General features: G+C 44.9%; 25 protein-coding genes. 8 read left to right on the top strand and 17 right to left on the bottom strand.

Features of this window, described 5'->3' with window-relative positions; genetic code table 11:
- Positions 1-127 precede the first annotated feature (127 nt).
- A complete protein-coding gene (locus ACSX1A_RS03145; RefSeq protein WP_439882160.1) occupies positions 128-3,478 on the top strand; it encodes a M4 family metallopeptidase in 3,351 nt (1,116 codons plus the stop codon).
- Positions 3,479-3,761: 283 nt separating this feature from the next.
- Here the strand turns inward: ACSX1A_RS03145 and ACSX1A_RS03140 are convergent, their stop codons facing one another.
- From ACSX1A_RS03140 to ACSX1A_RS03100, 9 genes are all read right to left on the bottom strand, one after another.
- A complete protein-coding gene (locus ACSX1A_RS03140; protein WP_439882159.1) occupies positions 3,762-3,950 on the bottom strand; it encodes an LPXTG cell wall anchor domain-containing protein in 189 nt (62 codons plus the stop codon).
- Positions 3,938-4,441 (bottom strand): hypothetical protein, encoded by a 504-nt coding sequence (locus tag ACSX1A_RS03135; protein ID WP_439882158.1) that lies wholly within the window; start codon positions 4,439-4,441, stop codon positions 3,938-3,940. Before ACSX1A_RS03135 ends, ACSX1A_RS03140 begins: the two co-directional genes overlap by 13 nt.
- On the bottom strand, positions 4,438-5,139 hold the full coding sequence (locus ACSX1A_RS03130) for a hypothetical protein (RefSeq protein WP_439882157.1): 702 nt from the start codon (positions 5,137-5,139) through the stop codon (positions 4,438-4,440). The genes ACSX1A_RS03135 and ACSX1A_RS03130 overlap by 4 nt, the downstream gene beginning before the upstream one ends.
- Positions 5,120-5,875: a helix-turn-helix domain-containing protein gene (locus ACSX1A_RS03125; protein WP_439882156.1), complete on the bottom strand. Its 756-nt coding sequence runs from the start codon at positions 5,873-5,875 to the stop codon at positions 5,120-5,122. Before ACSX1A_RS03125 ends, ACSX1A_RS03130 begins: the two co-directional genes overlap by 20 nt.
- On the bottom strand, positions 5,869-6,165 hold the full coding sequence (locus ACSX1A_RS03120) for a helix-turn-helix domain-containing protein (RefSeq protein ID WP_439882155.1): 297 nt from the start codon (positions 6,163-6,165) through the stop codon (positions 5,869-5,871). Before ACSX1A_RS03120 ends, ACSX1A_RS03125 begins: the two co-directional genes overlap by 7 nt.
- 223 nt (positions 6,166-6,388) lie before the next feature.
- Positions 6,389-7,516: a hypothetical protein gene (locus tag ACSX1A_RS03115; protein WP_439882154.1), complete on the bottom strand. Its 1,128-nt coding sequence runs from the start codon at positions 7,514-7,516 to the stop codon at positions 6,389-6,391.
- 13 nt (positions 7,517-7,529) lie between these two features.
- Positions 7,530-8,702 carry a tyrosine-type recombinase/integrase gene (locus tag ACSX1A_RS03110; RefSeq protein WP_439882153.1) on the bottom strand — a complete coding sequence of 391 codons (1,173 nt, stop codon included), beginning with the start codon at positions 8,700-8,702 and terminating at the stop codon, positions 7,530-7,532.
- 397 nt (positions 8,703-9,099) lie between these two features.
- The gene (locus ACSX1A_RS03105; protein WP_439882152.1) at positions 9,100-9,789 is read right to left on the bottom strand and encodes a hypothetical protein; all 690 of its coding nucleotides are present in this window, start codon (positions 9,787-9,789) and stop codon (positions 9,100-9,102) included.
- Positions 9,790-9,941: 152 nt separating this feature from the next.
- A complete protein-coding gene (locus ACSX1A_RS03100; protein ID WP_439882151.1) occupies positions 9,942-10,178 on the bottom strand; it encodes a hypothetical protein in 237 nt (78 codons plus the stop codon).
- A gap of 190 nt (positions 10,179-10,368) precedes the next feature.
- On the opposite strand from ACSX1A_RS03100, the gene ACSX1A_RS03095 reads away from it, so the two are divergent.
- Entirely contained in the window at positions 10,369-11,031 is a 663-nt protein-coding gene (locus ACSX1A_RS03095) for an NADPH-dependent FMN reductase (RefSeq protein ID WP_439882150.1), read from the top strand.
- Positions 11,032-11,462: 431 nt separating this feature from the next.
- Here ACSX1A_RS03095 and ACSX1A_RS03090 read toward each other — a convergent pair whose 3' ends face one another.
- Positions 11,463-12,347 (bottom strand): Rieske 2Fe-2S domain-containing protein, encoded by an 885-nt coding sequence (locus tag ACSX1A_RS03090; protein ID WP_439882149.1) that lies wholly within the window; start codon positions 12,345-12,347, stop codon positions 11,463-11,465.
- A gap of 1,001 nt (positions 12,348-13,348) precedes the next feature.
- Between ACSX1A_RS03090 and ACSX1A_RS03085 the strand changes: the two genes are divergently transcribed.
- From ACSX1A_RS03085 to ACSX1A_RS03070, 4 genes are all read left to right on the top strand, one after another.
- Complete coding sequence (locus ACSX1A_RS03085; protein ID WP_439882148.1) at positions 13,349-14,266, top strand: DUF808 domain-containing protein; 918 nt, start codon at positions 13,349-13,351, stop codon at positions 14,264-14,266.
- 328 nt (positions 14,267-14,594) lie between these two features.
- The gene (locus tag ACSX1A_RS03080; protein WP_439882147.1) at positions 14,595-15,743 is read left to right on the top strand and encodes a hypothetical protein; all 1,149 of its coding nucleotides are present in this window, start codon (positions 14,595-14,597) and stop codon (positions 15,741-15,743) included.
- 17 nt (positions 15,744-15,760) lie between these two features.
- Positions 15,761-17,422 carry a BCCT family transporter gene (locus ACSX1A_RS03075; protein WP_439882146.1) on the top strand — a complete coding sequence of 554 codons (1,662 nt, stop codon included), beginning with the start codon at positions 15,761-15,763 and terminating at the stop codon, positions 17,420-17,422.
- The gene (locus ACSX1A_RS03070) at positions 17,419-18,294 is read left to right on the top strand and encodes a universal stress protein (RefSeq protein ID WP_439882145.1); all 876 of its coding nucleotides are present in this window, start codon (positions 17,419-17,421) and stop codon (positions 18,292-18,294) included. Before ACSX1A_RS03075 ends, ACSX1A_RS03070 begins: the two co-directional genes overlap by 4 nt.
- Positions 18,295-18,298: 4 nt before the next feature.
- Here ACSX1A_RS03070 and ACSX1A_RS03065 read toward each other — a convergent pair whose 3' ends face one another.
- From ACSX1A_RS03065 to ACSX1A_RS03045, 5 genes are all read right to left on the bottom strand, one after another.
- A complete protein-coding gene (locus ACSX1A_RS03065; RefSeq protein WP_439882144.1) occupies positions 18,299-18,913 on the bottom strand; it encodes a MarC family protein in 615 nt (204 codons plus the stop codon).
- Between the two features lie 15 nt (positions 18,914-18,928).
- Positions 18,929-19,603, bottom strand: a complete 675-nt coding sequence (locus ACSX1A_RS03060) for a site-2 protease family protein (RefSeq protein WP_439882143.1) — start codon at positions 19,601-19,603, stop codon at positions 18,929-18,931.
- A gap of 240 nt (positions 19,604-19,843) precedes the next feature.
- Complete coding sequence (locus tag ACSX1A_RS03055) at positions 19,844-20,017, bottom strand: LytTR family transcriptional regulator DNA-binding domain-containing protein (RefSeq protein WP_439882142.1); 174 nt, start codon at positions 20,015-20,017, stop codon at positions 19,844-19,846.
- Positions 20,018-20,477: 460 nt separating this feature from the next.
- A complete protein-coding gene (locus ACSX1A_RS03050) occupies positions 20,478-21,380 on the bottom strand; it encodes a hypothetical protein (RefSeq protein ID WP_439882141.1) in 903 nt (300 codons plus the stop codon).
- Positions 21,381-21,804: 424 nt separating this feature from the next.
- Positions 21,805-22,317: a transposase gene (locus ACSX1A_RS03045; RefSeq protein ID WP_439882140.1), complete on the bottom strand. Its 513-nt coding sequence runs from the start codon at positions 22,315-22,317 to the stop codon at positions 21,805-21,807.
- A gap of 524 nt (positions 22,318-22,841) precedes the next feature.
- Between ACSX1A_RS03045 and ACSX1A_RS03040 the strand changes: the two genes are divergently transcribed.
- Both ACSX1A_RS03040 and ACSX1A_RS03035 read left to right on the top strand, forming a co-directional pair.
- Positions 22,842-23,294 carry a DUF1569 domain-containing protein gene (locus ACSX1A_RS03040; RefSeq protein WP_439882139.1) on the top strand — a complete coding sequence of 151 codons (453 nt, stop codon included), beginning with the start codon at positions 22,842-22,844 and terminating at the stop codon, positions 23,292-23,294.
- Between the two features lie 35 nt (positions 23,295-23,329).
- Positions 23,330-23,833, top strand: a complete 504-nt coding sequence (locus ACSX1A_RS03035) for a DUF4199 domain-containing protein (protein WP_439882138.1) — start codon at positions 23,330-23,332, stop codon at positions 23,831-23,833.
- Positions 23,834-23,932: 99 nt separating this feature from the next.
- Here the strand turns inward: ACSX1A_RS03035 and ACSX1A_RS03030 are convergent, their stop codons facing one another.
- Together ACSX1A_RS03030 and ACSX1A_RS03025 are read right to left on the bottom strand one after the other, a co-directional pair.
- Complete coding sequence (locus tag ACSX1A_RS03030; RefSeq protein ID WP_439882137.1) at positions 23,933-24,790, bottom strand: hypothetical protein; 858 nt, start codon at positions 24,788-24,790, stop codon at positions 23,933-23,935.
- 120 nt (positions 24,791-24,910) lie between these two features.
- A complete protein-coding gene (locus ACSX1A_RS03025) occupies positions 24,911-25,585 on the bottom strand; it encodes a LytR/AlgR family response regulator transcription factor (RefSeq protein WP_439882136.1) in 675 nt (224 codons plus the stop codon).
- Positions 25,586-25,617: the final 32 nt, after the last annotated feature.

The raw sequence follows: 25,617 nt of genomic DNA, 5'->3' as shown, positions 1-25,617 counted from the left end.
TTTGTTACTGAAAAGCTTTTACCCCGACACCGACAACCCAGCTCCTGCTCAATAAACATAGCAACTTTCATATATATGCAGTTTTTGTTATATTGCATTTTTTTAATGTAAAATATATCAAATGCGTATGAAAGCAAGCTTTACCAGTAAAGTTTTAGCGGCTTCTGTTTTATTTTCTCTGACTGTGTATCAGTTGAGTGCTCAAGAGAATGGAGGATTGATGGCTGACAAAAAGAAAAAAGAAGTGGAGTTTAGTGTCTCCTCCACGGGCCAAAGAAAGGCGGCACCCCAAGGTGCACTACAATCGCCCTTCAAGCAGCTCAGATACAATGAGCAGGTAATCAAAAGTAAAGAAGCAGGCTCAGGTGACGTAAAAATAAACCGCTCCAAAGAGACAGGTCTGCCGCTTTCCATAAAGAGTAAACCCGCCTCTAATGCACGTCTAATGCCACTGTCTGAAGAAGAAGTGAAAAGTGCCAGCTTTACTTTTTTAGAAAGATACAAGACAGCGTTACAAGTTGTAGATCCTAAGAGTGAGTTTGAGGTAACCAGTGTCTCAAAAGATGAATTAGGTCAAACTCATGTGCGGCTGCAACAGAAGTACAAAGGTGTTCCTGTTTATGGAGCACAGCTCATCACTCACACACAGAACAACCAGATTAGCCTCCTGAATGGCAGGCACTTCTCTACTCCGAAAGTTGACACGACTCCCTCTCTCTCCTCAAGCCAAGCTGAACAGACAGCTGTGGCGGACTTAAAAAAGGGCACAATGGTTCGAGAGCTCTCTGCTGGTGAAAAGAAGCTATTGCAGTATGATAAGCCTACTTCAGAGCTTATTATTTATCATACAGGTGTGACAAAATCAGTGGCTAGATTGGCTTGGCACATAAACGCTCGGCCGAATGTACTGGAAAACTGGACATACATTGTTGATGCCCGTACAGGGGAGGTGTTGTCAAAACAAAACAACACTTGCACGTTATTCGCAGGTACAAGTTCTACTGGATCTGGTACAGACCTTAAGGGTGTTTCCAGAACCTTTAATACATACCAAGAAGAGGGACTTCATTATTTAGTAGATACTAAGAGGCCCATGTTTAACAATAATATTTCGGTGCTAGATGAGTTCGTTGGGGCGATTGAGACATATGATGCACAGAGCTCTTCACCTAGCTCGGAGGAGTTCTATGCAGATAGAGTGGTTTCAACAACTTCAGCCTTTGACCAACCTGTCGCTGTATCGGCTCATTACAATGCTGGAGTAGCGTATGACTATTTCTTAAATGTGCACGGACGAAATTCTATCAATGGACAAGGAGGAAGCATTTACTCAATAGTTAATATAGCTGATGTAAACGGCAACAGCATAGAAAACGCCTTTTGGAATGACGTTTTTATAGCTTATGGTAATGGAGGTGACAACTTGAAACCCTTGGCAGCTTCGTTAGATATAGCGGGTCACGAAATGAGCCATGGTGTTGTTAGCAACTCTGCTAATTTAGAATACTATGGCCAGTCAGGTGCAATAAATGAATCAATATCTGACATTTTTGGAGCCATGATGGATCGTGAGGATTGGAAGGTAGGTGAAGATGTAGTAAAACTAACATCTTACCCGTCTGGTGCTGCAAGAGACATTAGTAACCCTCACAATGGAGGAGTTAAAGGAGATAACTCTTGGCAACCAGCCCATATGTCAGAATATGTCCATGGTGAAGATGACAACGGTGGAGTACACAGCAACAGTGGTATTGTAAACTATGCCTACTACCTTATTGCTACAGACATTTCAAAAGAGAAAGCTGAGAAGATCTACTATCGAGCCCTTACTCAGTACCTCACCAAGTCTTCTCAGTTCATTGACCTTCGGATAGCAGTAGTTCAGGCTGCCACTGACCTTTACGGCGCAGCGTCAGCAGAAGTAGGTGCTGTAGCGTCTGCTTTCGACGCAGTGGGGATATTAGAAGTAACTTCCGACGCTATCGCAGAACTACCTGTTAATCCTGGGCAGGACTTCATCATGGTGTACTCTGTAGACGAAACAGACACAGACTTTATCTATGCCTCTACCACTGATGCCTCGCAGATAATCCCGATGTCATCTACTAAAGCCATTAGCAAACTTAGTATCACGGATGATGGTAGCGTGGCTTTCTTTGTGGATGCTAACCACATGATCAAAGCAATAGACTTACTAGGTGACCAGGGAGAGATTTTTGTTGATAACCAGCCTATCTGGGACTATGTTGCCGTTTCGAAGGATGGCACCAAGTTAGCCATGGCAAAATCTGTTGGAGAGCCTTACATCTATGTGCGCGATCTGCGAACAAACCAGCAGCGCCAATTTCAGCTTTATAACCCTACCACCTCTAGTGACGGGAGCAAATCAGGCGGTGTGCTTTACCCGGACGCCCTGGAGTGGGATTATTCTGGAGAGTTTGTTATTTACGATGCGGCAAACCGCCTTAACAGCTCTGACGGCACGGCCATAGAATTCTGGGATGTAGGGGTGATTTATGTGTGGGATAACATCGGCAACGGCTATGCTGAAGGTCAGGTACAAAAGCTATTTACAGACTTGCCACAGGGTGTGAGCATCGGAAATCCTTCCTTTGCTAAGAATTCCCCTTACATCATGGCGTTTGACCTGATCCAGGCCTCCAGTTCTTCTGTTGAATACTCCGTATTAGCTGCCAACCTGGAGACAGGGGATGCTCATATTGTGTATGAAAATGACAGGCTGGGTTATCCGAGTTACTCCAAGCTGGATGACATGCTGATTTTCGATACCAGCACCGGGAGTGAGGCGACGCCGGTAACGGCGGTGATCGGCTTAGCCTCAAATAAGTTGGAGCCAGTGGGAAGCGCCTATATTTTGTTTACCTATGGAACCAAAGCCGTTTGGTTTACGCAGGGGCAGCGCCAGATTCTTAGCAGTGAAAAAGAAGTTCTTTCGTTTGACGTAGTATCCCCAATTGCAAGGGGAAGCGTTGACAAGGAGGGCCATACCATACAGGTAACTCTGCCTAATACTACTGATCTGACCTCCATAGCGCCTATCATCAATGTGTCCAGGGATGCTACTATTTCACCAGCCTCAGGCGTAGCGCAGGATTTCACCAATCCGGTAACCTATACGGTCAGAGCTCAGGATGGAAGTACCCAAACATACACCGTAACAGTGCAGACAGCAACGCCTACCAGTGTTGAAGACCTAACGAAACCAGAGAGCGTAGAAATCGTGTACCCGAATCCTTTCATGGATAAGTTGTACATCCAAACTAATAATCAGGAAAGCTTAGTAAATGCGGAGGTGTATACTTTGCATGGCGCAAAAGTTACTACTGCCGTGCTACAAAAAACTACAGGTGAAGGTGAATACTTGTTAGAACTGCCTAACATCAGTTCAAATACTTATTTACTGAAACTCACTTACAGCAACCATACAAGTACCCGTAGAATAGTTAAGACACGGTAAAGCTTACTTTTTTTAAACTAGAGCCGCAGCTTATGAACCTCCAAAAGCTGCGGCTTTTTGTTGTTGGATTAACCATAGGGAGTATTTAATATGTAGACAGGAAGGAAGCAGCTGTAGCGCCACAGGCTGAGAAACCTGCGTATGTACTCTATCGTTGCTTAGAGAATGTGTTTACACACGCCTATATAAAGATGAGCTGGAAAACTAAAATGCGAACGGTCATTGGGTCGCTGCTGTAGTTACAAAGCAAAAGCCAGGGTGCTTGGGCAGTAGCACCCTGGCTTCATGCATCAGGATCGGTTAAGTCTTTCGGAACGGGTGGTGGATCCTCCTCCCGCAATAGCAGTAGCAGAAGTGCCGTAACGGCTAGCGCTAGTATGATCCAAAGCAGCCAGGCTGATCCTTTGCTTCCGGTGGTTTGAAGGCCGTACTGCAGGTCGGCCGGATTAAGCTGAAACGTTACTTGCTCCATCCCTCCTCCTTCCTCTTAAGGACAACTTGCTTTTGGCTGGCATCCAAGAACTTCCAGCCATAGCGCCCGGTGAAGTAGAACATCTGGTTGCCTATCGTTTCTCCCTGTAGCAGCACGCTAAAGTCGAAGCCGGCTTTGCCTAACAGATTGGATTGGAATGAATCCTCACTGTGCTCTTCGTAGAACTCCTCCAGAATCTGGTCGTTTTTCAGCACGCCTTGAAGCAGCGAGCAATAGGGCTCCTGCATCCAGACCAGTTCTTTTTCTTCCAGTAGCTCCAGCTTTAGGGCCTTAGTCCTTTCGTCAAGCTCCACCAAACGCTCCCTTAGTTCCACCACGCCACTGTCACCATAAAGGCTTAGCGTTACCAGCATGGCCACGTACTCAGCCGTGCTCAACTCCAGTGCATCGGCCTCCTTGATCAGCTGCCTGCGCTGCTCAGGCGTAACACGGCAGGCAATCGGCTCAGTAGGTTCTTTTCTTCGTTTCATGCTCCTGCAGTTATCGTGTTTGAGTTGACTACACGCCAGTTGGTGGCCTCCGGCGGAAAAACGACGATGTTGCACATGTCCTTGATCCTGCCTAACACCTTCTCCCCGTACACCTCGCGCATCCTCTCGCTACGCTCATTGGAGGTAAAGAAGGTTTTCAGGTTATGGCTCTTATAGAGAATGTAGCGCTCGTTAATCACCTCGGCCATGTACATCACCTCCGGGCCGCCGTAGTGTCTGCCAGGGCGCTCAGAGAGCACGTCATCATAGTACACATCCACCAGTTTCCCTTTAGGATTCCTGATTCGGGCAAAGCCAACTATCGCCTGCGTACCTGCCTCCTCAAACCTTGGCAGCAGGTCCTGGGCATACTTTTTGGCGAACGAGTAATCCAGGCAGTGCCTGCTCATATACTTTTGGATCAGCGTCATAAAGTGGGTTTTACCCTGTCCTGATGCCCCGGCCACAAACAGGCTTTTGTTTGGATCCATGCCGTACTTTTCCAGGGCCACCGGATCTTTCGTAAAATAGGCACAGATCATCAGCAGCGCATCCCGGTTATGGTCGTTGACGACAAGCTCCTTCGGCCAGGAGGCATGTTCCGGCTTCTGCTCCAGTTCGGCATGAAAAAATCTAATTCTTTGCAGGAGCTCAGTTGCCGTCAGCCTGTGCAGGGGGTTAAAACGCTGTTCCTTCATAGGGTTGGGTGTGTAAGTGTTGATTGGGTTGTTTTTTGGCATTAGCCTTGAAATTGGTACCATGGTTAAAATTGTTTTTTTGGTTGAAAATGCGGGCTCTCTGTAGCCATTTCTCCGTGGCCGCCGGTAAATTCTGCATTTTGGCGCTGCCCATCATCCAGCCATTGGCAGAGTAGTTGAGGTGAAACTTCTCAGCCTCCACCTCCAGTTTCAGACCAGCTGTCTTGGCTGTCGGAAGGCTTTCCATACACTCCCTTACCTGCTCCAAAGTGGGCGCAGCCCCATTTAAAAAGAAGTTCAAGTTTTGATTTTGATGAGGGCGTGAGCTGTATTTATTCTCGTCATTAATTCTGTCATTCTTTTTACCTATAAGGAGTGTAGCTGCGTTTTCAGGACAGGAATGTACCACCCCTGCCTCACCAGTGTCCTGCCCCCCTCCCACCGATGGCTTGTATGGAGAAAGTAAATGAATCTCGCGGCGATCATACATTTCGCGGTTGACCGTCATTTTGATCAGCCCGAACTGCTCAAGCTTTTTGAGCCAGCGGGAGATGGTTTTGGTGCTCTTGCCGTAGAGTTGGGCAAAGTACCTGTTTCTTGGCCAGCAGTGACCGAGACGGCCGCACAAGGCATTGATCTCTCCGTACAGCACCTTCTCTCCCGGCAACAGGGAGTTGTTGAAGCGCACCTCGGACGGAATCACAGCCTTGTTCTTAGGTTTTTTCGGTGTTAGCATGACTTCCTCCTTGTCTTGATGTAGGCAGAGGCCTCCTCTTCGATTTCGTCGACCCTGCGGATCGTGTTGAGGCGGAGGTAGCGGTCGCACTCTGCGCGCTCAATGTAAACACGCTTACCGCCCGGCTTACTGTGGCGGAGTTTGCGGGCAGCGGCCAGTTTGTAGACCGCATCTTCCGAGAGGTCCATGTACTGGGCTGCCTCCGGAACATTGAAGATTGTTTTGGAGCTCAACGTTTGGGACTGCAGTAGGTGCATGATGTCCTCGAGCTTCCGGTTTAAATTTGACATGTTTTAAAAATAAAGGTGTAACAAAAAGTAATGCTGCATAGATAGAAAGGCTTTTTAACGTATTCAAAAACTCTTTCCCATCTTGACTCACTTTTGTATATCTTGACTCACTTTGGCGCATGTTGACTCACTTATTTGCACATCTTAACTCCCCTTTCACTGACTTGCAGTTAATTGAATGGACAAAAAAAAGACCGCTCAAGGCGGTCTCAGGATGATCTTTCTATTCATCAAATACAGCAGATCGTAATGCTGCATCCAATTCTTTATACCACTTGGTCTCCTTGAGTCGGTCATGGGGCAGACGGTTAGCCTCATTTGAGAGAGCTTTCGTGGTAAACTCTCTGCCATTACTGTCACGGAAGGTTCCGATGAATCTAGGCATGAGCCAATACCCGAACTGTTTCAGCTCTTTCTTTGAAAAGTTCAGATGTTTAGGGTCTATTCTAAATTGGGCCAGTATTTCTTCCTCTACCAACCACCTTATAATGTGAATGAGTTTCCCAGGCTTTTTTTGTAATACGATAGGCTGGGCCGGACCGTCTTCGCTAAATAAGGCCGCTATGTCTGCAATACTCACTGCATTATCATTTATCAGCCCTTTGTCTACTAAAAACTGGTGAATTCTCCTATGCGTGTTAACCAAGGGCGGTACACTTAGTGGAAAGCCATGTAGCTTCTGCATCAAAGCTTTACGGGCGGGCTTTCTTCTCTCGACTAGTTTAAACCGAGCATCAGGCTCGCCTTGCTCTGCTTTGGGATCTGCATGCGTCTGTATCTCTTGCGTATTGTCTTGTACTATTATGCTTGTTACACTGCCTGTTCCATAGTCAGCATTATTTATAGGCCCAGAGGTGTCTTCTTTACAAATGGCAGCGTACCCGCCATTCTTGAGCAGCTGCAGTTGCCTCTTCACTTCGCTATGGAACAAGGAGCTTATAAGCACACGCAGACGCTCATTACTTGCATCTACACCCTTGAGCCACATTAATGCCACATCTGGCTCAGTAGAGCTCATATTGGCCTGTACAAATCGCTCTGCCAGGCAATCAAGGCTATAGCCATGAGTAAGGTCCATGTAAGGGTTGGACAGGGCCATATTAGCCATTAAGCTTACATGCTCCTGCAACACTCCTTTTAATGCATGCTGAAAGCTAGGCTCGTCATATGATGCTACATCCAATAGGTGAACATAATTCCCCATGGCAGCCTCCACATCTTTTATTGAGTTTTCTACAGCTAACTTTACTACGCGCAACAGCTCGCTTTTCATTTGAGAACTTCCCTGCTGCCAATGGTTGCAGTAGTAGGATACAGCATCCCAATCCATCTCAATGTTTTCTTCTTCCATGCTGTAAAGCTAACTAAAACACGATCTCCGGCAGGTTTTCCACTGCCCTTTCTTTAAGCGATTCAACCAGCCGCACATACTTCTGCGTTTCCACCAGGCTGGAGTGGCCCAGCAGGCCGGATACCGAGCGTATATCCGCACCAGAGATCAAGAGGTTGGTTCCAAAAGAGTGTCGGGCACAGTGCCAGGTAACTTTCTTGCCAATCTCAGCTTTATCAGCCCAGTTCTGCAGGTGCTTTCCACAGGTGTTGCTTGAGGGCAAGGTGAATACTTTTTGAACCACTGGCTTAGGTATACTTACCTTACCTTTTTTTTCCTTCACCACAGGCTTTGGCCGTTCCCCTAATAGTTTGATAGCGGTAGAATTGAGGTTCACCACCACGTCCTTGTTGGTCTTCTGCTGCTTTACCCGCATCACTGTGCCGGCAATGGAACTCCACTCCAGGGCCTCCACATCACAGAACCTGAGGCCGGTGACGCAGCTAAACAGAAAAGCCCTTTTTACTTCTGGCAGGTAGCACTCGTGATCGGCCATTGTTTGGATTTCTTCAACCGTGAGCACTTCTTTTTTGATGCCCTCTGTTTTGCGGTTCTCAATCTCCTCGGCCGGGTTTACCGGAATCAGCCCTTCCTTCACTGCCTGCTTGAGCACCTTCTTTAGCTTTTTGAAGTAGTTGTAAGGGGTTTCCCCTTTGTACTGCTGCTCCAGGTGATCACGGAACCTGCCACAAAGCCTGACGGTCACCTCCGAAAAGCGCAGCTGGTCTGGCTCGCCCACAAACTTTTTAAACTTGCCGGCCATGGCCACGATCACACGCTTGTCTTTCTTAGGATAGGTATCGGTGAACTCGTCTAGGTAGGCTATAAAGTCTGCCCTACGCTGCACGGAGGCCTTCACGATCATGGAGTTTTTCGACAGCTGCAGCTCCCGCTCGGATCGGATGCGCTCAGCCAGCAGTTTGTTGTCCTTGTTCTGTAACCTATCTTTGCTCGTCTTCGGACTAGCCATTAAGTGTAGGCCGAGGAAATCATACTTGCGCTTGCCGTTCTCGTTGTAGTCTAGGTACAGGGATTCTCCCCCAGCCGGAAGCAACCGGGCACGGAGTTTTACCAGTTTGCCTTTTACAACCACGCGGGTCTTCGGACTCTTCTTTTCGAGGGTAGTTGTGGAGGGTGTTTTAGCCATGCTAAGTTAGGATTTTTTCAGGTAAGATTTGAAGATACCCAAACATAGCAAAACCTGAATTGAGTAACAAAAAAGTAACAAAATATATTTTAACACCACCTAAACTTACCTGACAACACCTATCAAAAAGTGCTTTAATAGCCCTCAAATTAGGTTTAGTTAGTTTTCATTAGGCAATGTTTGCATATTGTGTTCCCCTACGGGCTACACGAAAGGCCTTCAGTTAACGCTGGAGGCCTTTTTTATTTCACTTCGGACACTATTCGTACACCACGGCAGTTTATTTGTATCTACCGGAGCTTTCTTTTACACGTCCTTCACCACTAACATACTTGCCTTTGCCGTGTTGGAAGCTGTGTTTTAGGGCTCTCTTTATTAAACAGCTACCACAAGTACTCTACACTTTACTCTGGAAACAATTTTGTGACCAATCGCCATTCAACTTCTTTTTAAGCCTTTCTTGTTCGTAAAGAAGTCCCTTTTCAAGAAGGTTTAAAAGTGAAATAGCACCTCTATCACTAGACAAAAACTCAAATGCTGTTTGAGAGCCTAAATATTTTAACGAGACCTTATTATATAGCTCGTGCATTAGTTCTAAGACTGTTCTAAATTTTAATCTTGTAGCAACTTCTAATGGCTTTGCACTACCCTCATCTACAGATAGTGCATGGTCTTTATGGGCAATCCATCTGTTCCTCCAGTCACGACAAAAACTTGACTCAGTTTCTAAGTTAATGAAGATGCTCATGATTTCATCATGAAATGGCTGTTCTTTAATGAACAATGGAATAGATTTGAATGTAATATTTTTCTTCCCCCTTGATTCTGGCCGGTCCATTACCTTAGCAACTCCTAACAATAGATTTTCCCACAATACATTTTGGATTGTATAAAATAAAAAGGGAGCAGAACTGTTCATTATTTCAATTCTAGTCTCTTTAGTACCATAAAGCTCTCTGAATTCAATCCATCGATAGGTTAACCATAACAACTCATTGCGTAAAGAATAAAAAAGAGAACCGAAATCAATTCCCATTTTATCAATCATTTCCTGTTTTACTTCTTCAGCTGTTTTATCCCTATTCATCTAATTGTTTGACATTACTTCGTATAGTAGAGCCTGATAGCTCAGCTACAATGTCACTTTAAATGTACACATTTGTACTGAACTATCAGTGCCCCCTTCATCAAACCGTGCATGAAGTTTTCCCTCACACGGCTTTCCTATAGAGTTCTTCACTAAGCTTTCGCAAGTGTTTTCAGGCGTGCATACTTTTCCAAGTCCAATAGCTTCTTGTATGCCACAAGATGTGTGTAGGGTCGCTGGCGTAGCGACTTGTGCGCCTTCCTTCCTTTGCTCTTCAACCACTTGAACAACTTGTAATTCACGTGCTTTACCTTAAACTGTACTTCGCTGTGCACATGGTATACTATCCATTTTACAGTTGCTATAAACATTAATTTATTTAAGTTCATGCACTCGCTATTTAGCCAGCCTTTTTCCTTTGCCAACTACCAATAAACATCCATAATGTCCGCTGGACCTGCTGTAACCACCTTATCTATACTTAATACACGGCTTTAACATCACCATTTTCGTATTGCCTTAATATCCAAAAGCCAATAGATAAGGCCAAATTTTAAGTAGCTACCTAAACACATCACAATGGAAGAGCAGCATACACATAGCGGGCAGGGGCATACCAGCTTTCTGATCTTTTCGGCTTCTTCAAGGAGCGGTTCACTTAATACAAGATTAGCAAAACTGGCGGCACAAGTTATTGAGAAACATGGTGGCACCGTGGACTTTGCCGACATGGCGGAATTTGACTGCCCTACTTTTAACCAGGACCTGGAAGTGAACAATTACCACCCCGACGGCGCTGAAGCGTTCCGGAAACGCATTCTGGCAAATGATGCCTTTATCATTGCATCACCGGAGTACAATGGCTCCATGCCCGGTAACCTGAAGAATATCATCGACTGGACATCCCGTTTTAGGCCGCAGCCTTTCCACCAGCACCATGCCCTGCTGATGTCCGCTTCCCCGTCCATGGCCGGAGGTAACCGGGGCCTTTGGGCTTTGCGGGTCCCTTTTGAACACCTGGGCACCAGAGTATACCCGGATATGTTCTCACTGGCTGCGGCCCACGAAGCGTTTAATGATAATGGCAGCCTAAAGAATGAACTGCTGGCCAAACGCTTTGAAGACAACCTAGTAGCCTTTAAAGATCTGGTGGAAGCATCCAAGCACTACCCTTGTATCAAAAAAGCTTGGGTAGAGTTTTTAGGAGAGAAACCGGCCAAGGAAACCGGGCGGGTAGAGTAAAAAGTATAAACAGACTAACCCTTGGTTGCACAGAACTGTTTCTTGTAACCAAGTCAAATGTCTTGACCATTCCCGCAATCAATTTGGGTGCACTGGTTAGCATAAGGGGTACTGAAAGGGAAAAGCGATCATTTGCATCGCTTTTACCTTTTACCTCCAAAATCTTTTCAAGCACTATAGAAAAGGCAAAAAACCTACCCGGTCCAGTTCGATAAAACCAGCGTACATTTTTCCAGATTCTGCCCAATCTCCTGCAGCTTCGCTTCGAGTTATGCAAGATAAGACTACGCCACTCCACTACCTGCACCCCTTACCTATACATGGAAATTTTATACCAGCGAAGTATGGCTATCATAAAACTTGTAAGCTATAAGCGCACTAAATATCCGACTTTTAGCAGCACAAAATTATTCCAGGAATTTCCAACATATTTACTCTTTGGGAAGGCGAACCTCAATCTGTCCATCTTTCGTCCGAACTTCTAATTTAGGCTGCGGTTCAGTTGCCGGACCATTTACAACTTCACCGTTTTGCAAAGAGAAAACAGAGCCGTGCCAAGGGCAGCGCACCCGTCCTTCGCTTAGCAAATCTCCATCTGACAGTGGACCACCCAAGTGAGAGCAGGTATTCGCCAGGGCAAAAATTTCCCCCTCCTGCCGAACTAATAATATGGCTACTTCACCGGCTTTCACGCAACGCATGGAATTTTCTGTAAGCTCATTTTCTGGCAGAACGGCTACATAGTCCTCAGGGTAAGTATCCGAGGTAGCCGTGTGATCTACGCCAACCTGGTTTCTGAATACTAAATGCCCCCCAAGATAAGCTCCCACGCTCACGATACTATACCCAAGCATAGAAAGGCTGATTGCCGTTCCGCGAGTGCTCTTGCGCTTTCGGAGCACTAACGAAGTAGCATAAAGAGCAGTGGCTCCTGCATTTAAAATTCCATGCATCAAACCCACTTTGCGTTTTGCTTTAGTTGTTCCGGTCCAGTCGGTTAGCCCTGTAAAAGCCGCGCCTGCCGCTCCTATCAGACCTATAGCAACTGCTGCATCTGCACCGGGTTTGTATTTTTTCTTACCCATCAGTTCTAAACCATCCAAAACAGCGGCAGTTGTCCAGGCTCCAATAGGTACATCAGTTATTGCGGGATGCAGCGGATGGCCGAGCCATGTTCCGTGCAGAGCATCTTTGATTTGTTGCCCGGTGTCGTCACCAGCCTTAAAAGCTTTCATCACGGCTGGCTGAAGTGTATTACCTGCTGTCTCAAGCCATTTTTGTTTTTCAATTGTTTCGATTACCGAGTTCTTACGCATAACTATTTTTCTTCTAGTTTGGACCTTCCACATAGCAACGAAACTTTAGCACCTGATGTTTAGCCAGTTACATAGCTGTAAATTTTCATTCCTATTTTCCTTTTACTAGAATTTCACCGGACTAACTCGATAGACATAAATTGACGGTTATTCTAACTCCTTTGGGGCAGGAGTATTTATTGATGCTGCTTTACTAACGTCTTAACTGAGACAACAACTTTTTTGAAAGGAAAAGGTCTTTTGCAGGAATGTGTAGATGATGAAGACAAGTAGAAGTTATGGAAACCGAACAATAGATCTTTACTACTTGTGACAATTCTCCCGCACGTATGGCATAAGTGACTCAAACGTGGAGTAGAGTACTTATTTAGGTAATAACAGAATGAAAGGACTTAGATTAATTCAAAAAATAAGTATTGATCGTTGAAGCAAGCATAATGATCACATATAGTATAAAGAACCACTTAAAGAGCCTTTTCCTGGTGACAGAATCTTTTAAGAACGGGTAAAACAGGAAATAAACTAAACCAACTATAGCAAACAAAAATACAATTGCCTTTAACATCAAATTTCTTATTTAGATATCAAATCTTTTTGCCTGACTGGCAAGTGTGGATTTGAGTAAAACCAGGCGTGAGTTGCATAAATTCAAATGCCCGGCAAAAACATTGTACTGAACAAATACATTACTCAGGTACCCAGTACTCATGATTATTTATAAAATTAAACTATGGCTTTTACATTAATACTAAATCTTCAGCTTTTATTTAATCGGTAACTGTAAAGTAATAACCTCACCAGCAAATATTACAACAGCAAGGGACCTGAATCAACTGATAAATATCTTTTCTCTATTCATCAATTTGCATAGGTGCTATTGATTTCACGTTATTTGCCAAACGAAAATTACCCGCTTTATTAATGCTCTTGGTTTAGCAGGTAAAAATACCGCAGCACATAAAGTGCTGGAAAAAGATTTTTCTTAAAATAATAAACTAATAATGGCTTCAGGACTTCTGGCACTATTGGATGACGTAGCTGCCCTTGTTAAAGTAAGTGCGGCAAGTCTGGATGACGTCCCGGCTCAGGTGACTAAAACAACTGGTAAAGTGTCTGGTATAGTTATAGACGACACTGCCGTAACACCTAAATACGTGGTGGGTCTTGACCCCTCCCGTGAGCTTTCGATCATCTATCAGATCGCCAAAAAGTCGTTGATCAACAAACTGCTTCTGTTAAGTCCGGCAGCACTGATCCTCGGCTTTTTTGCACCATGGGCAATTCCCCCAATTTTGATGTTGGGTGGTGCTTATTTATGTTTTGAAGGGTATGAAAAAGTACATGCCATGTTTAGTAAACATGATGCTGATGCGCATCAGAACCCGGAGGAAGAAGTTAAAGTAATCACGGCTGAAGAGCTCGAGAAAGAAAGAATTAAAAGTGCCGTTCGCACCGACCTGATCCTGTCGTCTGAGATTGTCGCAATCACCTATGCCACAGTAGCTGAGGAAGCATTACTTACCCAAATAATTGTAATGCTTGCAGTAGGTATTTTTATCACGATTGCAGTTTATGGGTTCGTTGGGTTGGTTGTGAAAGCCGATGACATTGGGCTGCATATGGCAAAGGAAAAACATCATAAGCGTGTCAGGCAAATTGGCTATGGTATTGTAAAACTTATGCCAGGCTTTTTAAACGTATTGGGTTATGTCGGAACAGCTGCTATGCTTTGGGTAGGGGCAGAAATTATAGCACACGGCATTCCTTTTACCAATCATGCACTTCATAATTTAGAAGTTTCCCTGGCTGATGTGCCAGCTCTGGCATGGGTAGCAAAGGTGATAGTTTCAGCGCTGGGAGGCTTGGTATTAGGCGCGGTGATTGAGAAAGTAGTGATGCTTGTTCGCAAAGCAATTTGAGTTATTTGCTCTGGCAGATCCTGGTAAGGCTCTGAATTATTAAAAGCAAAAGGCCACCCTATTAGTTAAATAAGGGGGCCTTTTGTCATACATATCCCCTTTCATCTGCAATTTAAAAGCTTGGCTGCTCCTTCTGTCAAGAAGCTTCAATGGCTAAGGAACAAATATCAGGTTAACTTTACTATTGCAGTTAGCACAGGTCTTTAGCACTAACTAAATCTCATAAATGCTTGCTTGCGGAATAGCAGAAGCTCAAACAGCAACCTTTCTCTATCAAAAACGTCCAAACTGAGAGACGATTACAACTAACTAATTGTCTGTCAGCAATATGCGCAAAACACTTTTACTAGCTATTGCCATACTATGCAGTGCCCAGGCTTTTGCTCAATATCCGGCAGGTAAACCTGAAGATGAGCCTGTGCTTGAAATTGGTGGCGCCCTCAGGTTTAACTATAACCTCTCTACCTGGAAAAAAGACCAACTTGAGCGAGGAGGCGACTTTGGTTTCGACATATTCCGCATCAATGTGAACGCCGCATATAAAGGAATCAAACTAAATGCAGAATACCGCTTTTACGCCGAGGGTTTCGGAGGCGGAATGTTAAAACAAGGGTGGTTTCAGTATGATTTTTCGGAAGCGTCACAACTGCAGGTAGGGCTGAACCAAGTACCTTTCGGCATACAACAATATAACTCCAATAACTGGTTCTTCAACATGACCTATTACATCGGGTTTGAAGATGACCATGACATGGGTGTAAAGTATATCCGCGATACAGGCCCGTGGAAATGGCAGCTTGCTTACTATAAAAGTGCAGAGGACCTCGTTTTCAGTTCTGCCGAGCCTAGCCCGAACCGCTACTCCTACGACATAACAGGGCGCAACAAAGAAAACAACCAATTGGATTTTAAACTTGTCCGTCGCCTGGGCGATAGCCTGGCTCATGAGGTTGGCTTTTCGCTGCAGGGAGGCCTGCTTTACAACCTGGATACAGAGGAGAATGGCAGCAGACATGCGGGTGCCATTCATTACGAGTATAAATCTGCTAACAGCCCCTGGAATGTAAAGCTGCAGGCTATGTTTTATCGCATTGACCCAAAATATGCTGCAGGAAACAATCTCAATTTCGTGGAAATGGGAGCTTATGGGGCAAATTATAATGTGGCAAACAAAGGTGAAGTATACACTGCGGGTGTTTCTTATAACATACCCATCGACACCCGGCTGCTTCAAGGAATAACTGTTTATGACAACTATGGGTACTACAATAAACGGGTAAACGGTTTTGAAAACTCTCACATGAATGTGCTTGGAGCCCTCTTTACTGCCGGTCCTATGTATATCTATACCGATGCAGCTTTTGGGTATAACCAGCCCTGGCTTGGCCCCGAGTGGACAAATGCATTCACAACCGGCACACCCGGTGATACCGGCTGGCACATGCGTTTCAACATCAACATGGGATATTATTTCTGATCTAAAAAATCATTTTAATGAGCAAAGTAAAACGAAGTGATACAAAGAAGTCCTTAGGGCTTGAGGTAAATGGTCCTGTGTTTTGGTCTTCAATCATTATCCTGATCATCATCATTACACTTGTCCTCATCTTCAGAGATGGGGCTGAGGTCTTTTTCAGCGAGGCACAGGCCTCTGTTACAGCCAATATGGGTTGGCTGTTTATCTTAAGTGTTAATGTTTTCGTAGTTTTTTGCCTTTACATGGCATTCGGCAAATTTGGACACATACGGTTAGGAGGCAAGGATGCAAAGCCTGAGTTCAGCACCTCCTCCTGGTTTGCCATGTTGTTCAGCGCAGGTATGGGTATTGGTTTGCTGTTTTGGAGTATAGCTGAGCCTATCAATCATTTCCAGACCCCGCCTTTGGGTGAGCCGGGCACTCCTGCTGCGGCAAGGCAGGCCATGAATTTCACGTTCCTGCACTGGGGGTTTCATGCCTGGGCAATATATGCGCTGGTTGGTCTGTCGCTGGCATATTTCACCTACAGTCGCAAACTCCCTTTAACTGTTCGATCTGTATTTTACCCTTTCCTGGGGGAACGGATCCACGGCGTTATCGGGGATATCATAGATATTCTGGCAGTGCTGGCCACACTCTTCGGCTTGGCCACCTCTCTTGGGTTAGGTGTCAAGCAGGTGGCTGCCGGCCTGCACCACGTATTTCCATTCATTGAGAGCAACGTTTCAACACAGATCATGCTGATAGCAGGCATCACTGCCATTGCCACTGTTTCCGTAGTTACAGGGGTAGATAAAGGTGTGCGTATTCTGAGTGAATGGAACATTCGCATAGCTCTTGTGATATTGCTGGCGGTACTTTTTCTGGGCCCTACTGTTTTTATACTTGGCTCTTACGTGCAGAACACTGGCTCTTATCTGGGAAATTTCCTGCAACTATCCTTTTGGAACGAAGCCTACTCCAGCCGCAACTGGCAAGGTGGCTGGACTGTCTTCTATTGGGCCTGGTGGATTAGCTGGGCCCCTTTTGTAGGTATTTTTATTGCCCGGGTTTCCAAAGGACGAACCATAAGGGAGTTTATACTTGGTGTGCTGATCGTACCCTCGCTGCTTTCATTTCTGTGGATGACCGTGTTTGGAAGTACTGCACTGCGACAAGTGTTAGCCGGAAATACAGCTGTGTCCGAAGCTGTGGCAGCAGATATTTCTACAGCGCTGTTCGTTTTCTTTGAACAACTTCCGTTCTCTACCATCCTCTCTGTTGTAGGCATTGTTTTGGTAGCTGGCTTCTTCGTCACCTCCTCAGATTCAGGGTCTCTGGTTGTAGACAGCCTTACTTCAGGCGGCAGACCAGACTCTCCGGTAGGGATCCGTATTTTCTGGGCTTTAGCAGAGGGAGCCGTAGCCGCTGTTTTATTAGTCGGGGGAGGTCTTCAGGCTTTGCAGACTGCCGTTATCATCACAGGGCTGCCTTTCGCGCTCATACTTCTATCGATGTGCTATAGCCTTTACAGGGGGTTAAACGAAGAACTGGCAGAAGAACATAAACTGGGAAAAGCGCAGCAGCGAAAAGATTACCAGCAATTAGTTGCAGAAGTTATGGCCAAGCGCTCCGTAAAGCCTGAAACTAAAACCCCTTTAGAACAAAGAGATGATATTCCAAATAAACCCAAGCTATGATTGCAATTGATTCTATGATGGTCTGCCTGGACCTAAGCGAAATTGACGAAGTCCTGGTGTCCTTTACCCGGTCCATTTGCGAGAGGCTACCGGTAAAGAAGGTATTTTTTGTTCATAACATTAAAACCTCCGAATTAAGTGATGATTTCAGAGAGTATTTTGGAGATGTGAACATTGGCGACGAAATAGAAGGCAACATAGCTGATATTGTTTCGGAACACTTTGAAAACTGTACAGACTTTGAGATACTGGTTAGCGAGGAACCAAACACAGAAGTTATACTTGCCGACCTTGTAAAACGCTATAGCATAAAACTAACCCTGCTTGGCAAGCGCATGAGCGAAAAAAGCACAGGTGCCCTGGGCACTAAGCTTCTGCGAATACTGCCCTGCAGCGTGCTTGTTTTTCCGGAAACGGCGCGGTTTAACATCGCCAGCGTACTTACTCCGATTGACTTTTCGGACACCTCGATTCATGCCTTACATCTGAGCAAAAGTTTGGCTGATCAACTTAACCTAAAGTTGGAGATACTGCATGTTTATAAACTGCCAACTCAATATTTCCCACTGATTTCGGAGCAGAAGGCAATTAAAAAGGCAGAGGAAGTAGTAAAAGAGAAGTTTGCAGACCTGCAAAAGCGTCATAAAGAGATTGCAGCGATACCTTATACGTTGGTGCGGGCCGCAGGAAAAACAGTAGCAGAAAGAATAGAAATACAAGTTCAAAAAGGCAAACACGACCTGCTGGTGGTAGGGCTGAAGGGACATAACCCTATCCCCTCCCTTAGCCTCGGCAGCGTACCGACGGAACTCTACAACATGGATATAAACATCCCGCTCTGGCTGGTTTACTCTGAAGAGGTGATTAAATAAAATATTATACTTTTTGTGCGGCCATCACCAGGTTACTGATACCTGTAACCACCATATCAATACCGATTGCACCAACAAAAAAGCCATTGATCCGCAGGAGCAGTTCCATGTTCTTGTCGAAAGCCGTTTGCACCCTTTTTGAGCGCATGCCACGGCGCATCTGCTTCATCCCCATAATGGACAAATAATTGATCAACATGATAAGCACCAGCGACAGTACACCCTGCCAAAGTACCAGCTGCTCAGACATCAGGATGGTGAGCGAAATGGTACCTGCGCCTACCATAAAAGGCAAGGCTATCTCAGAAGCAAGGTCATGCAGGTCACCCTTGATCTGAATGAAAGCCTTTTTCCCCTGCACAATAAATATGTAAGCCAGCGAAAAGAGAACAATGCCGCCAAAGATCCTGAACGACTCAAAATTAATCCGGAATACCTTCTCAAAAACAACATCCCCAAACAGCAAAAACACCAGGAATATAAAAAAGGAGATCAGGCTTGCTTTCAGGAATACAGCTCTGAAATCCGCATCACTTAGATCATGCATCACAGGTTTCAGGTAAAGGAAGAGCGCAAAAGGATTCAGCATTACCAGGAAACTAAAAATTGCTGCTATCATAGGTATTGTGTTTTCTTATAATGGTACTTTTGGGTAGTTGCGTACTTCTTCTTCCCGACCACTTTTACTGTTAACCAAGCGGCTGGGACGGTTTTTATCGGCCTCCTCATGGGCCCTGGCCAATGCCTGCTCCTCATTATCAAATGCCTCTACCATCTCCCCTTGATGATCCAGCACGCACCATTGCTTTTTCTCCTGGTTCCAATGCACGCGATACGTGTTCACGTGCGCCTTGTTGCGGATTAGCTCAAGTATAACCTTCCCATCGCTATCATTCCCATCAGGGTATGGCATAGGAAGCAGTGCAAAGAAAATGTAGTACAAAGAGAAGTATGTGAACTGGTATGTTAGTATACCAGGCTCCAGGGTTTTGTTCTCGATCAGGTAAATGACAACCAATGCTGCTATGGCATTGAAAAGTGCACCCCCACAAAAGATAAGAATATTGGCAAACCGTTTATTGCGTTTCAGGTTATCGAAGGTGCAGAGGCCGTACCAAAAATAATACTTACGTACTTCCAGCATTCCTACACGAAACAGAATTTTCCCGCTACCAATACTTACCCTGATGTTTTTCCCACCCATCAGCCAGGCGAAGAATACATGCCCTCCTTCATGCACAAGGGAGATTATAGGCAGCACAAGGAAAAAGGCTAAAAAGAACTTAGGTATATCATTTACTCCAAACATATCGCCTTTTGTACGAAATTAAGCAAACGAGATACAAGATTACTTGCTCAAACAGACCGCAGCAACGTATAAATCTTACCCTATTCTATAAGCAGTATGTTGAAAATCCAATTCCACGAGAAGAAGAAACAATGTCGGAATTTTTCACTCGTCCATTCCTGATTGACAGACACCGCCACAAGGCAGCGGCAACTATTTAAATCTTTTTAAAGAGACTGTTCCAGGAGAAGGAACAGCTAATTAAACACCCTGTAGCAGCTGCATGTACGATGCGTCAACCGGTACTTCGTTACCTTTGATGCACACCTGGTGACACTCTATTTTGTCTATTTTGTCCTTAGCCACGATGTAAGAGCGATGTACGCGGATAAACTTACTTTCCGGAAGCATATCACCCGCTTCGGTAATGGTCATGCGGCTTTGTCTGCCGAATGATCTGCAAGTAATATCTTCCGTTTCCCCATAAGTGTTGTCCCACTCTTTCTCACCGGAGGCGTTTGTTTTAGCTACCCAATAGTCTGCATTAGAAGTACCTCCCAGTATGTACCCTTCGTCTGCTGTAGGGAGCTAACATCTCCATTATATAACTTATCCCATTCCTTAACCTGGCCATAAGCCTGAAGAGAAACTGTTACGAATAAAATATACACAACCTTAAGGTATCCATTAGGATAGAATAAGTTATTACAGGTGTATTTATAACAACACCAAATTAACTGGGCTTATGCCAGCAATTTTTAAGGAAAGGCACATCGTACAAACCAAACCTCCCGCAAAGCAATGGCAATGGCACTAGCATCTGCTTATGGCTTTTCCCTGCCGTTATTAGTCGTTTCAAAAACTGTGGCAAGAACTTACACCGGCAGGTATAGTTCTATTCGCGATATAGGTAGGTATAGAACTTTTCCAGATACTCTTCCTTGCTTAGCATTTTGTCATTATTGGTATCCCAACGGGAGAAGATTCCGGCTGCCATCTCGTCAAAGTAGACTGAACTGTCTTGGTTCTCATCCCATTCATTGAATAAATTCAGGCTGATTAGACCATCGTGAAACTCCGCTTCATTCAGGTTTCCATCACTGTTTTCGTCCCACGTAGTCCAGACTTGATTTTTTACGCCGAAATCTACTATAAACCTGTTCCATTCAGCTTCGGAAATACTGAATTCGTTATCCGTGTTCACCATGAGAAACATGATAAAGCTAAACAAATCATCATTAAAAGAATACCCCATGTCCCAATAGTTGTAACCTAATTTTTCCAGGGGCTCAGTGAAATATTTATTGTATAATCCATAACTAAATGGCCTTGCGAAGGTTGCACTATTAATATCCGACGCATACAGGACAAAAGTTACCGAGTCCTTCGCCACATTCTTCCCGTAGTCTTTCGCTTCAACTATGACAGTATAATCTTCTGTAGCGGCGTACTTAGGTATCTGATGTACTACATTTAATTTGTAATCTCGGACGCCACCCCTGATTTGAGCATCTGATAAAACCTGGCGACCACCATCAGGCCCAGTTAAGATTACACGTACACTATCGAGCCGTATGTTATCGCTTAAATCAGCAATTACTTGAATCGCGTCTATCAAAAGTAAAGAGTCGTTTGCTGTCGGCAAAGTAATAGAAACTACTGGGTTCACAGTATCAGTTTCGGGTGGTGGCACAGTACCGGACAGCGGGTTGAGATTGGGTTTCGGCCCATCATCACCATCGCAAGACATGAAGGTGACGGAGAGGAGAAGGACGGAAATAAAATAAATCGCTTTCATAGGGATTTAATAAATAAACCGAAGCAGCGCATACAGCACAGACAGTTTCTGGTTTTGGTTGCCAGCAATATATACAGGGTGGGAAAAGTGTTCTGGTGCAGAATGCAGCTTACCTGGTATACAAATGGTAAAGGTCCTCACGTCAGGTATCCAGTTCGGATAAGAATTTTGAAAAAGCTCAAAATTAAACAGAAGTATCACTCCCATCGGGCATGTACTACCTTTGGGATAGAATAAGTTTTAACCTCAACAGGATAGTAATCATCAAAACTATAATTATATATACGATATCAGTATTGGGTATATAACATTGATAACCTGCATATTACAAGTATATTTATGGTAACACCAAATTAACAGGGCCTATGCCAGCTAATATTGAGTATAAGAAAATTATGCCTTCATAAATTCTGTAAACACTGATTCAGCGGTACCGGTGCACGATTGGAGTGAGGGGTTCTTGATAAAACAGATCTTCTTTCCATAGGCTTGGGTTATTTTGGATGTAATGCATGATGTTTATATAGGCTCTTTGATGCCGGATGATGTGATAGTGAAAAGAACGCTGCCATGCAAAATCTGTGAGGCCAGCCAACCGGATTTGCTTGGATGTTGTAGCTTTATAAGCTCCCATCAACTCAGAAATCGATTTAACCTTAGTTTCCGGGGCAATCTCAGCCCAATCAATCTCCAGGATGCCGTGTACATGGTTCGGCATCACCACAAAAGTATGTAACACCAGGTAAGGATACTGTTCCGCCAACCAATGCCACTGCCGCTCCGCAATCTGCCCGTACGTGCTCACTATCATTTCTTCATTGGCTACCTGTCCGAACACACAGGCTTTATCCAGTACGCAGGAAGTCACAAAGTATAAGCCTTCCCGGCTGTAATCATAACCGTTTAACCTGTTCCGTTTCCGATCTGGTCTTTTCATTGAAATACTGTACGGCACCTCGTAGGGACAGGTAGCGACCTGTCCACGCAAAGGCTTGTCTATGAAATAAAAAGAAACGAAAGCTTTCCCTATCAAACCTCCTGTCCATTCAGTAATCCTGCAAATCCTGAATCTGGCAGATAGCCCGTGCACGATTTGGATAAGCCAGCAGGGAACGATTGGGAGAATTGGTTGGAAACGATTCGGACAGGTCGCGTCCTATCCCTACAAAGGGGAATTTTGTTTTTTGATTTCCCGAGCGCCAGCAGAGGGATCTTATACAGCTTTGAGCACATAAGATATTTCACAGCCTCGTTCTTTCGGATTTGCAATCCCAAAGTATATTATTAGCAAGATTTTCAATCCAATTTTATACTTTGCATACTGTAAAGCTGCGGCTACAAGCTAAAATCCGGATGGCAAATTTTTATGGTACGAGTTTCCGGTTTACAAATCCCGAAGAGCAGGTTAAATCAGCTGCCCGGCTAATCTAAAGTATAAACTAGTATAAATTGCCACCACAAATGAAAAACGTATTTAACCAGGTCGATGCCGAAACGCTGATCCGCCGCATCAACAACCTAAGACCGGAAACAAAACAGCTATGGGGCAAAATGAGTGTGGCTCAGATGCTGGCCCACCTTAACGTAACCTACGAAATGGTTTATGAAGAAAAACACCCCAGGCCCAATGCTTTTGTGAAGTTTATTTTAAGGAAGCTCGTGAAAAACAAGGTGGTAAACGAAACTCCTTTTAAACAAAATGGCCGCACCGCTCCCCAGTTCATTATCAATAACGATAAAGATTTCGAAACCGAAAAAAGCCGCCTGATCAGCTACATCCAGAAAACGCAGCAGCTTGGCCAGTCGCATTTCGAAGGCCAAGAATCCCACTCCTTCGGTCCGCTTACCAGCCGCGAGTGGAACAACATGTTCTATAAACACCTTGACCACCACCTGAAACAGTTCGGCGTCTAGCTCCTGTATCCATCACATCTTCTATACAAAACGTTATGAACAAGTTCAGCATCGAAATTAAGTGGGCCATCGCCTTTGTGCTGATGACCTTTGCCTGGATAGTGATTGAAAAGCTTTCGGGCATGTACACGACCAACATCGATAAGCACGTTATCTTTACCAATTTTATCGCCATACCTGCCATCACCATCTATGTACTGGCCCTGCTAGATAAGCGCAGGAACTACTATAACGGCACTATGACGTACAAACAGGGATTAATTTCCGGGTTGATCATTACGCTGCTGGTAACAGCTTTTAGTCCGGTTACGCAGTTGGTAGTATCAAACATAATTGCTCCGGAGTATTTCCCAAACATGATAGCCTACGCTTTAGCCGAAGGTAAAATGACACTGGAAGAAGCCAGCAGTTATTTTACCCTGAAGAATTACATGATCCAGGGCCTCATCGGAGCGCCGGTCATGGGCTTGCTAACTACAGTTGTGGTGGCACTGTTTACCAGAACGAAATCCCCGAAAGCCATAGTGGCACAACAGTAATATTTCAGGCACCAAACCACCTGTTACTCAGCAGGTATAGAACGTATATACAAACACAAAAGCCTCAGTTTTCACTGAGGCTTTTGTGTTCAGGTATGGTTAAGTGCTTTTTTTATAAATGCCATGGAAAACCTTTTGCCAGGTTTTGCCACCATCTATGGTCTTCTCCCAGATCTGCTCAACGGTGCCATTTGGATTAGGTACCCAGGTAATACGATCTGTCTGCATTTTGCCCTCTTTGTTACGGCTGGGCTGGCTGCTCAGCACCATGTTCTTGACCTGCAAACCACCTGAAAGCTGCAGGCTAACTCCCTGGTTATCTATCCACGTCTGATGCCATTTGTCGGTAACTTTGTCGTAAAAGTTGTAACTCTTGCCACGATACACCCCATCCGCAGAGGTCCAGTTTTCCTGCAGGCCACAACCACCCAAAACAGGTAAAATTACGTTCCGGCCGGCAAGTGCCCCATCGGGTAGTGTCACTGTCCAGGTGCCAATCCAGAAGTCAAACGCACGGTTTTGTTCACCCTCGCAGTTACTGATAGTTTGTTGAGAAGAAAGGTTGGCAGCTGCCATCACAGCGCCAGCAGCAGACCGTACATTTTGCCTGAAGTCTGGCGGGCGCAATTCATTCAGAAGTATTATAGGATGCTTTTTCTGCCAACTGGTAAAATGCTCCTCTATGGCCGCCTGCTGTGCAGCATCTTGGTACTCTGTGATCAGGATCAGGTCGTATTCATCAGTGCCCAAAGACTCCAGCAGCTGAAAGCCTTTGATCCACCCATTCTGATATGCCGCCTCCCTAAACGGAAGCCAGTTGTTCTGGTAAAAAAATAGCGCCTCCTCTCGCTTCCCGTTCACGATCTTCACGAAGTCCATAGTAGTGATTGCGTTTTCAGATTGCCCGAACAAAGGCACAATGGAGATAAGGTAAAACAGGATGAGCAGTTTTTTCATGTGTTGCGGGTTTCAACAAATATCAAAACAGCAATTTATGCAGTACTTCAAACAGATACTCTGCACCAGTTTAAAGGTTACCTTCTGACTTTGTTTGAGAGCATAGTTACTATATGAAAATCACACACCCTGCAGCAGCTGCATATACGAAGCCCCGACAGGCACCTCGTTCCCCTTGATGCACACCTGGTGGCGCTCTATTTTGTCTATTTTGTCCTTAGCCACAACGTAAGAGCGATGTACCCGGACAAACTTATTTTCCGGAAGCAAATCACCAGCCTCGGTAATGGTCATGCGGGTCAGTAGTTTTTTATCCTCCAGCACAAACGTTACGTAATTACCCGCTGCTTCCAGGTATAGAACCTCGTCAAAGTGCACCTTTACCTGCTCATATCCCGTCTTCAGGAAAACGTATTCTTTTGTTGTATCTACACCACTACGCAGTAAGTATAATTCCTGCGCTTTGTTACAGGCTTTCACGAAGCGGGCAAGCGAAAAAGGCTTCAGTAAATAGTCGATGGCATCCAGCTCAAAACTGGTAACTGCATGCTCCGAATAAGCCGTAGTAAAAATCACCAGCGGTTTTTTCTGCAGGCTTGTAACAAACTCCAGTCCTGTGATGTCAGGCATTTTGATATCCAGGAAAATCAGGTCTACAGGCTCTTTTTGCAGGTACTCCAGGGCCTGGAAGGCATCTGTAAAATTGGCTACCAGGTCTAAATAAGGAACTTTAGATGCCAGGTTTCTCACTACTTCCAACGCCAATGGTTCATCGTCTACTGCAATTGCCTTCATTCGGATTATCGTTTTACCTAGTCATTATATTT

It is taken from the genome of Pontibacter sp. MBLB2868 (genome assembly GCF_051904785.1).
GTDB lineage: Bacteria > Bacteroidota > Bacteroidia > Cytophagales > Hymenobacteraceae > Pontibacter.
Note: the sequence above shows the minus strand (reverse complement) of the source record. Positions and strands in the feature narration are given on the sequence as shown.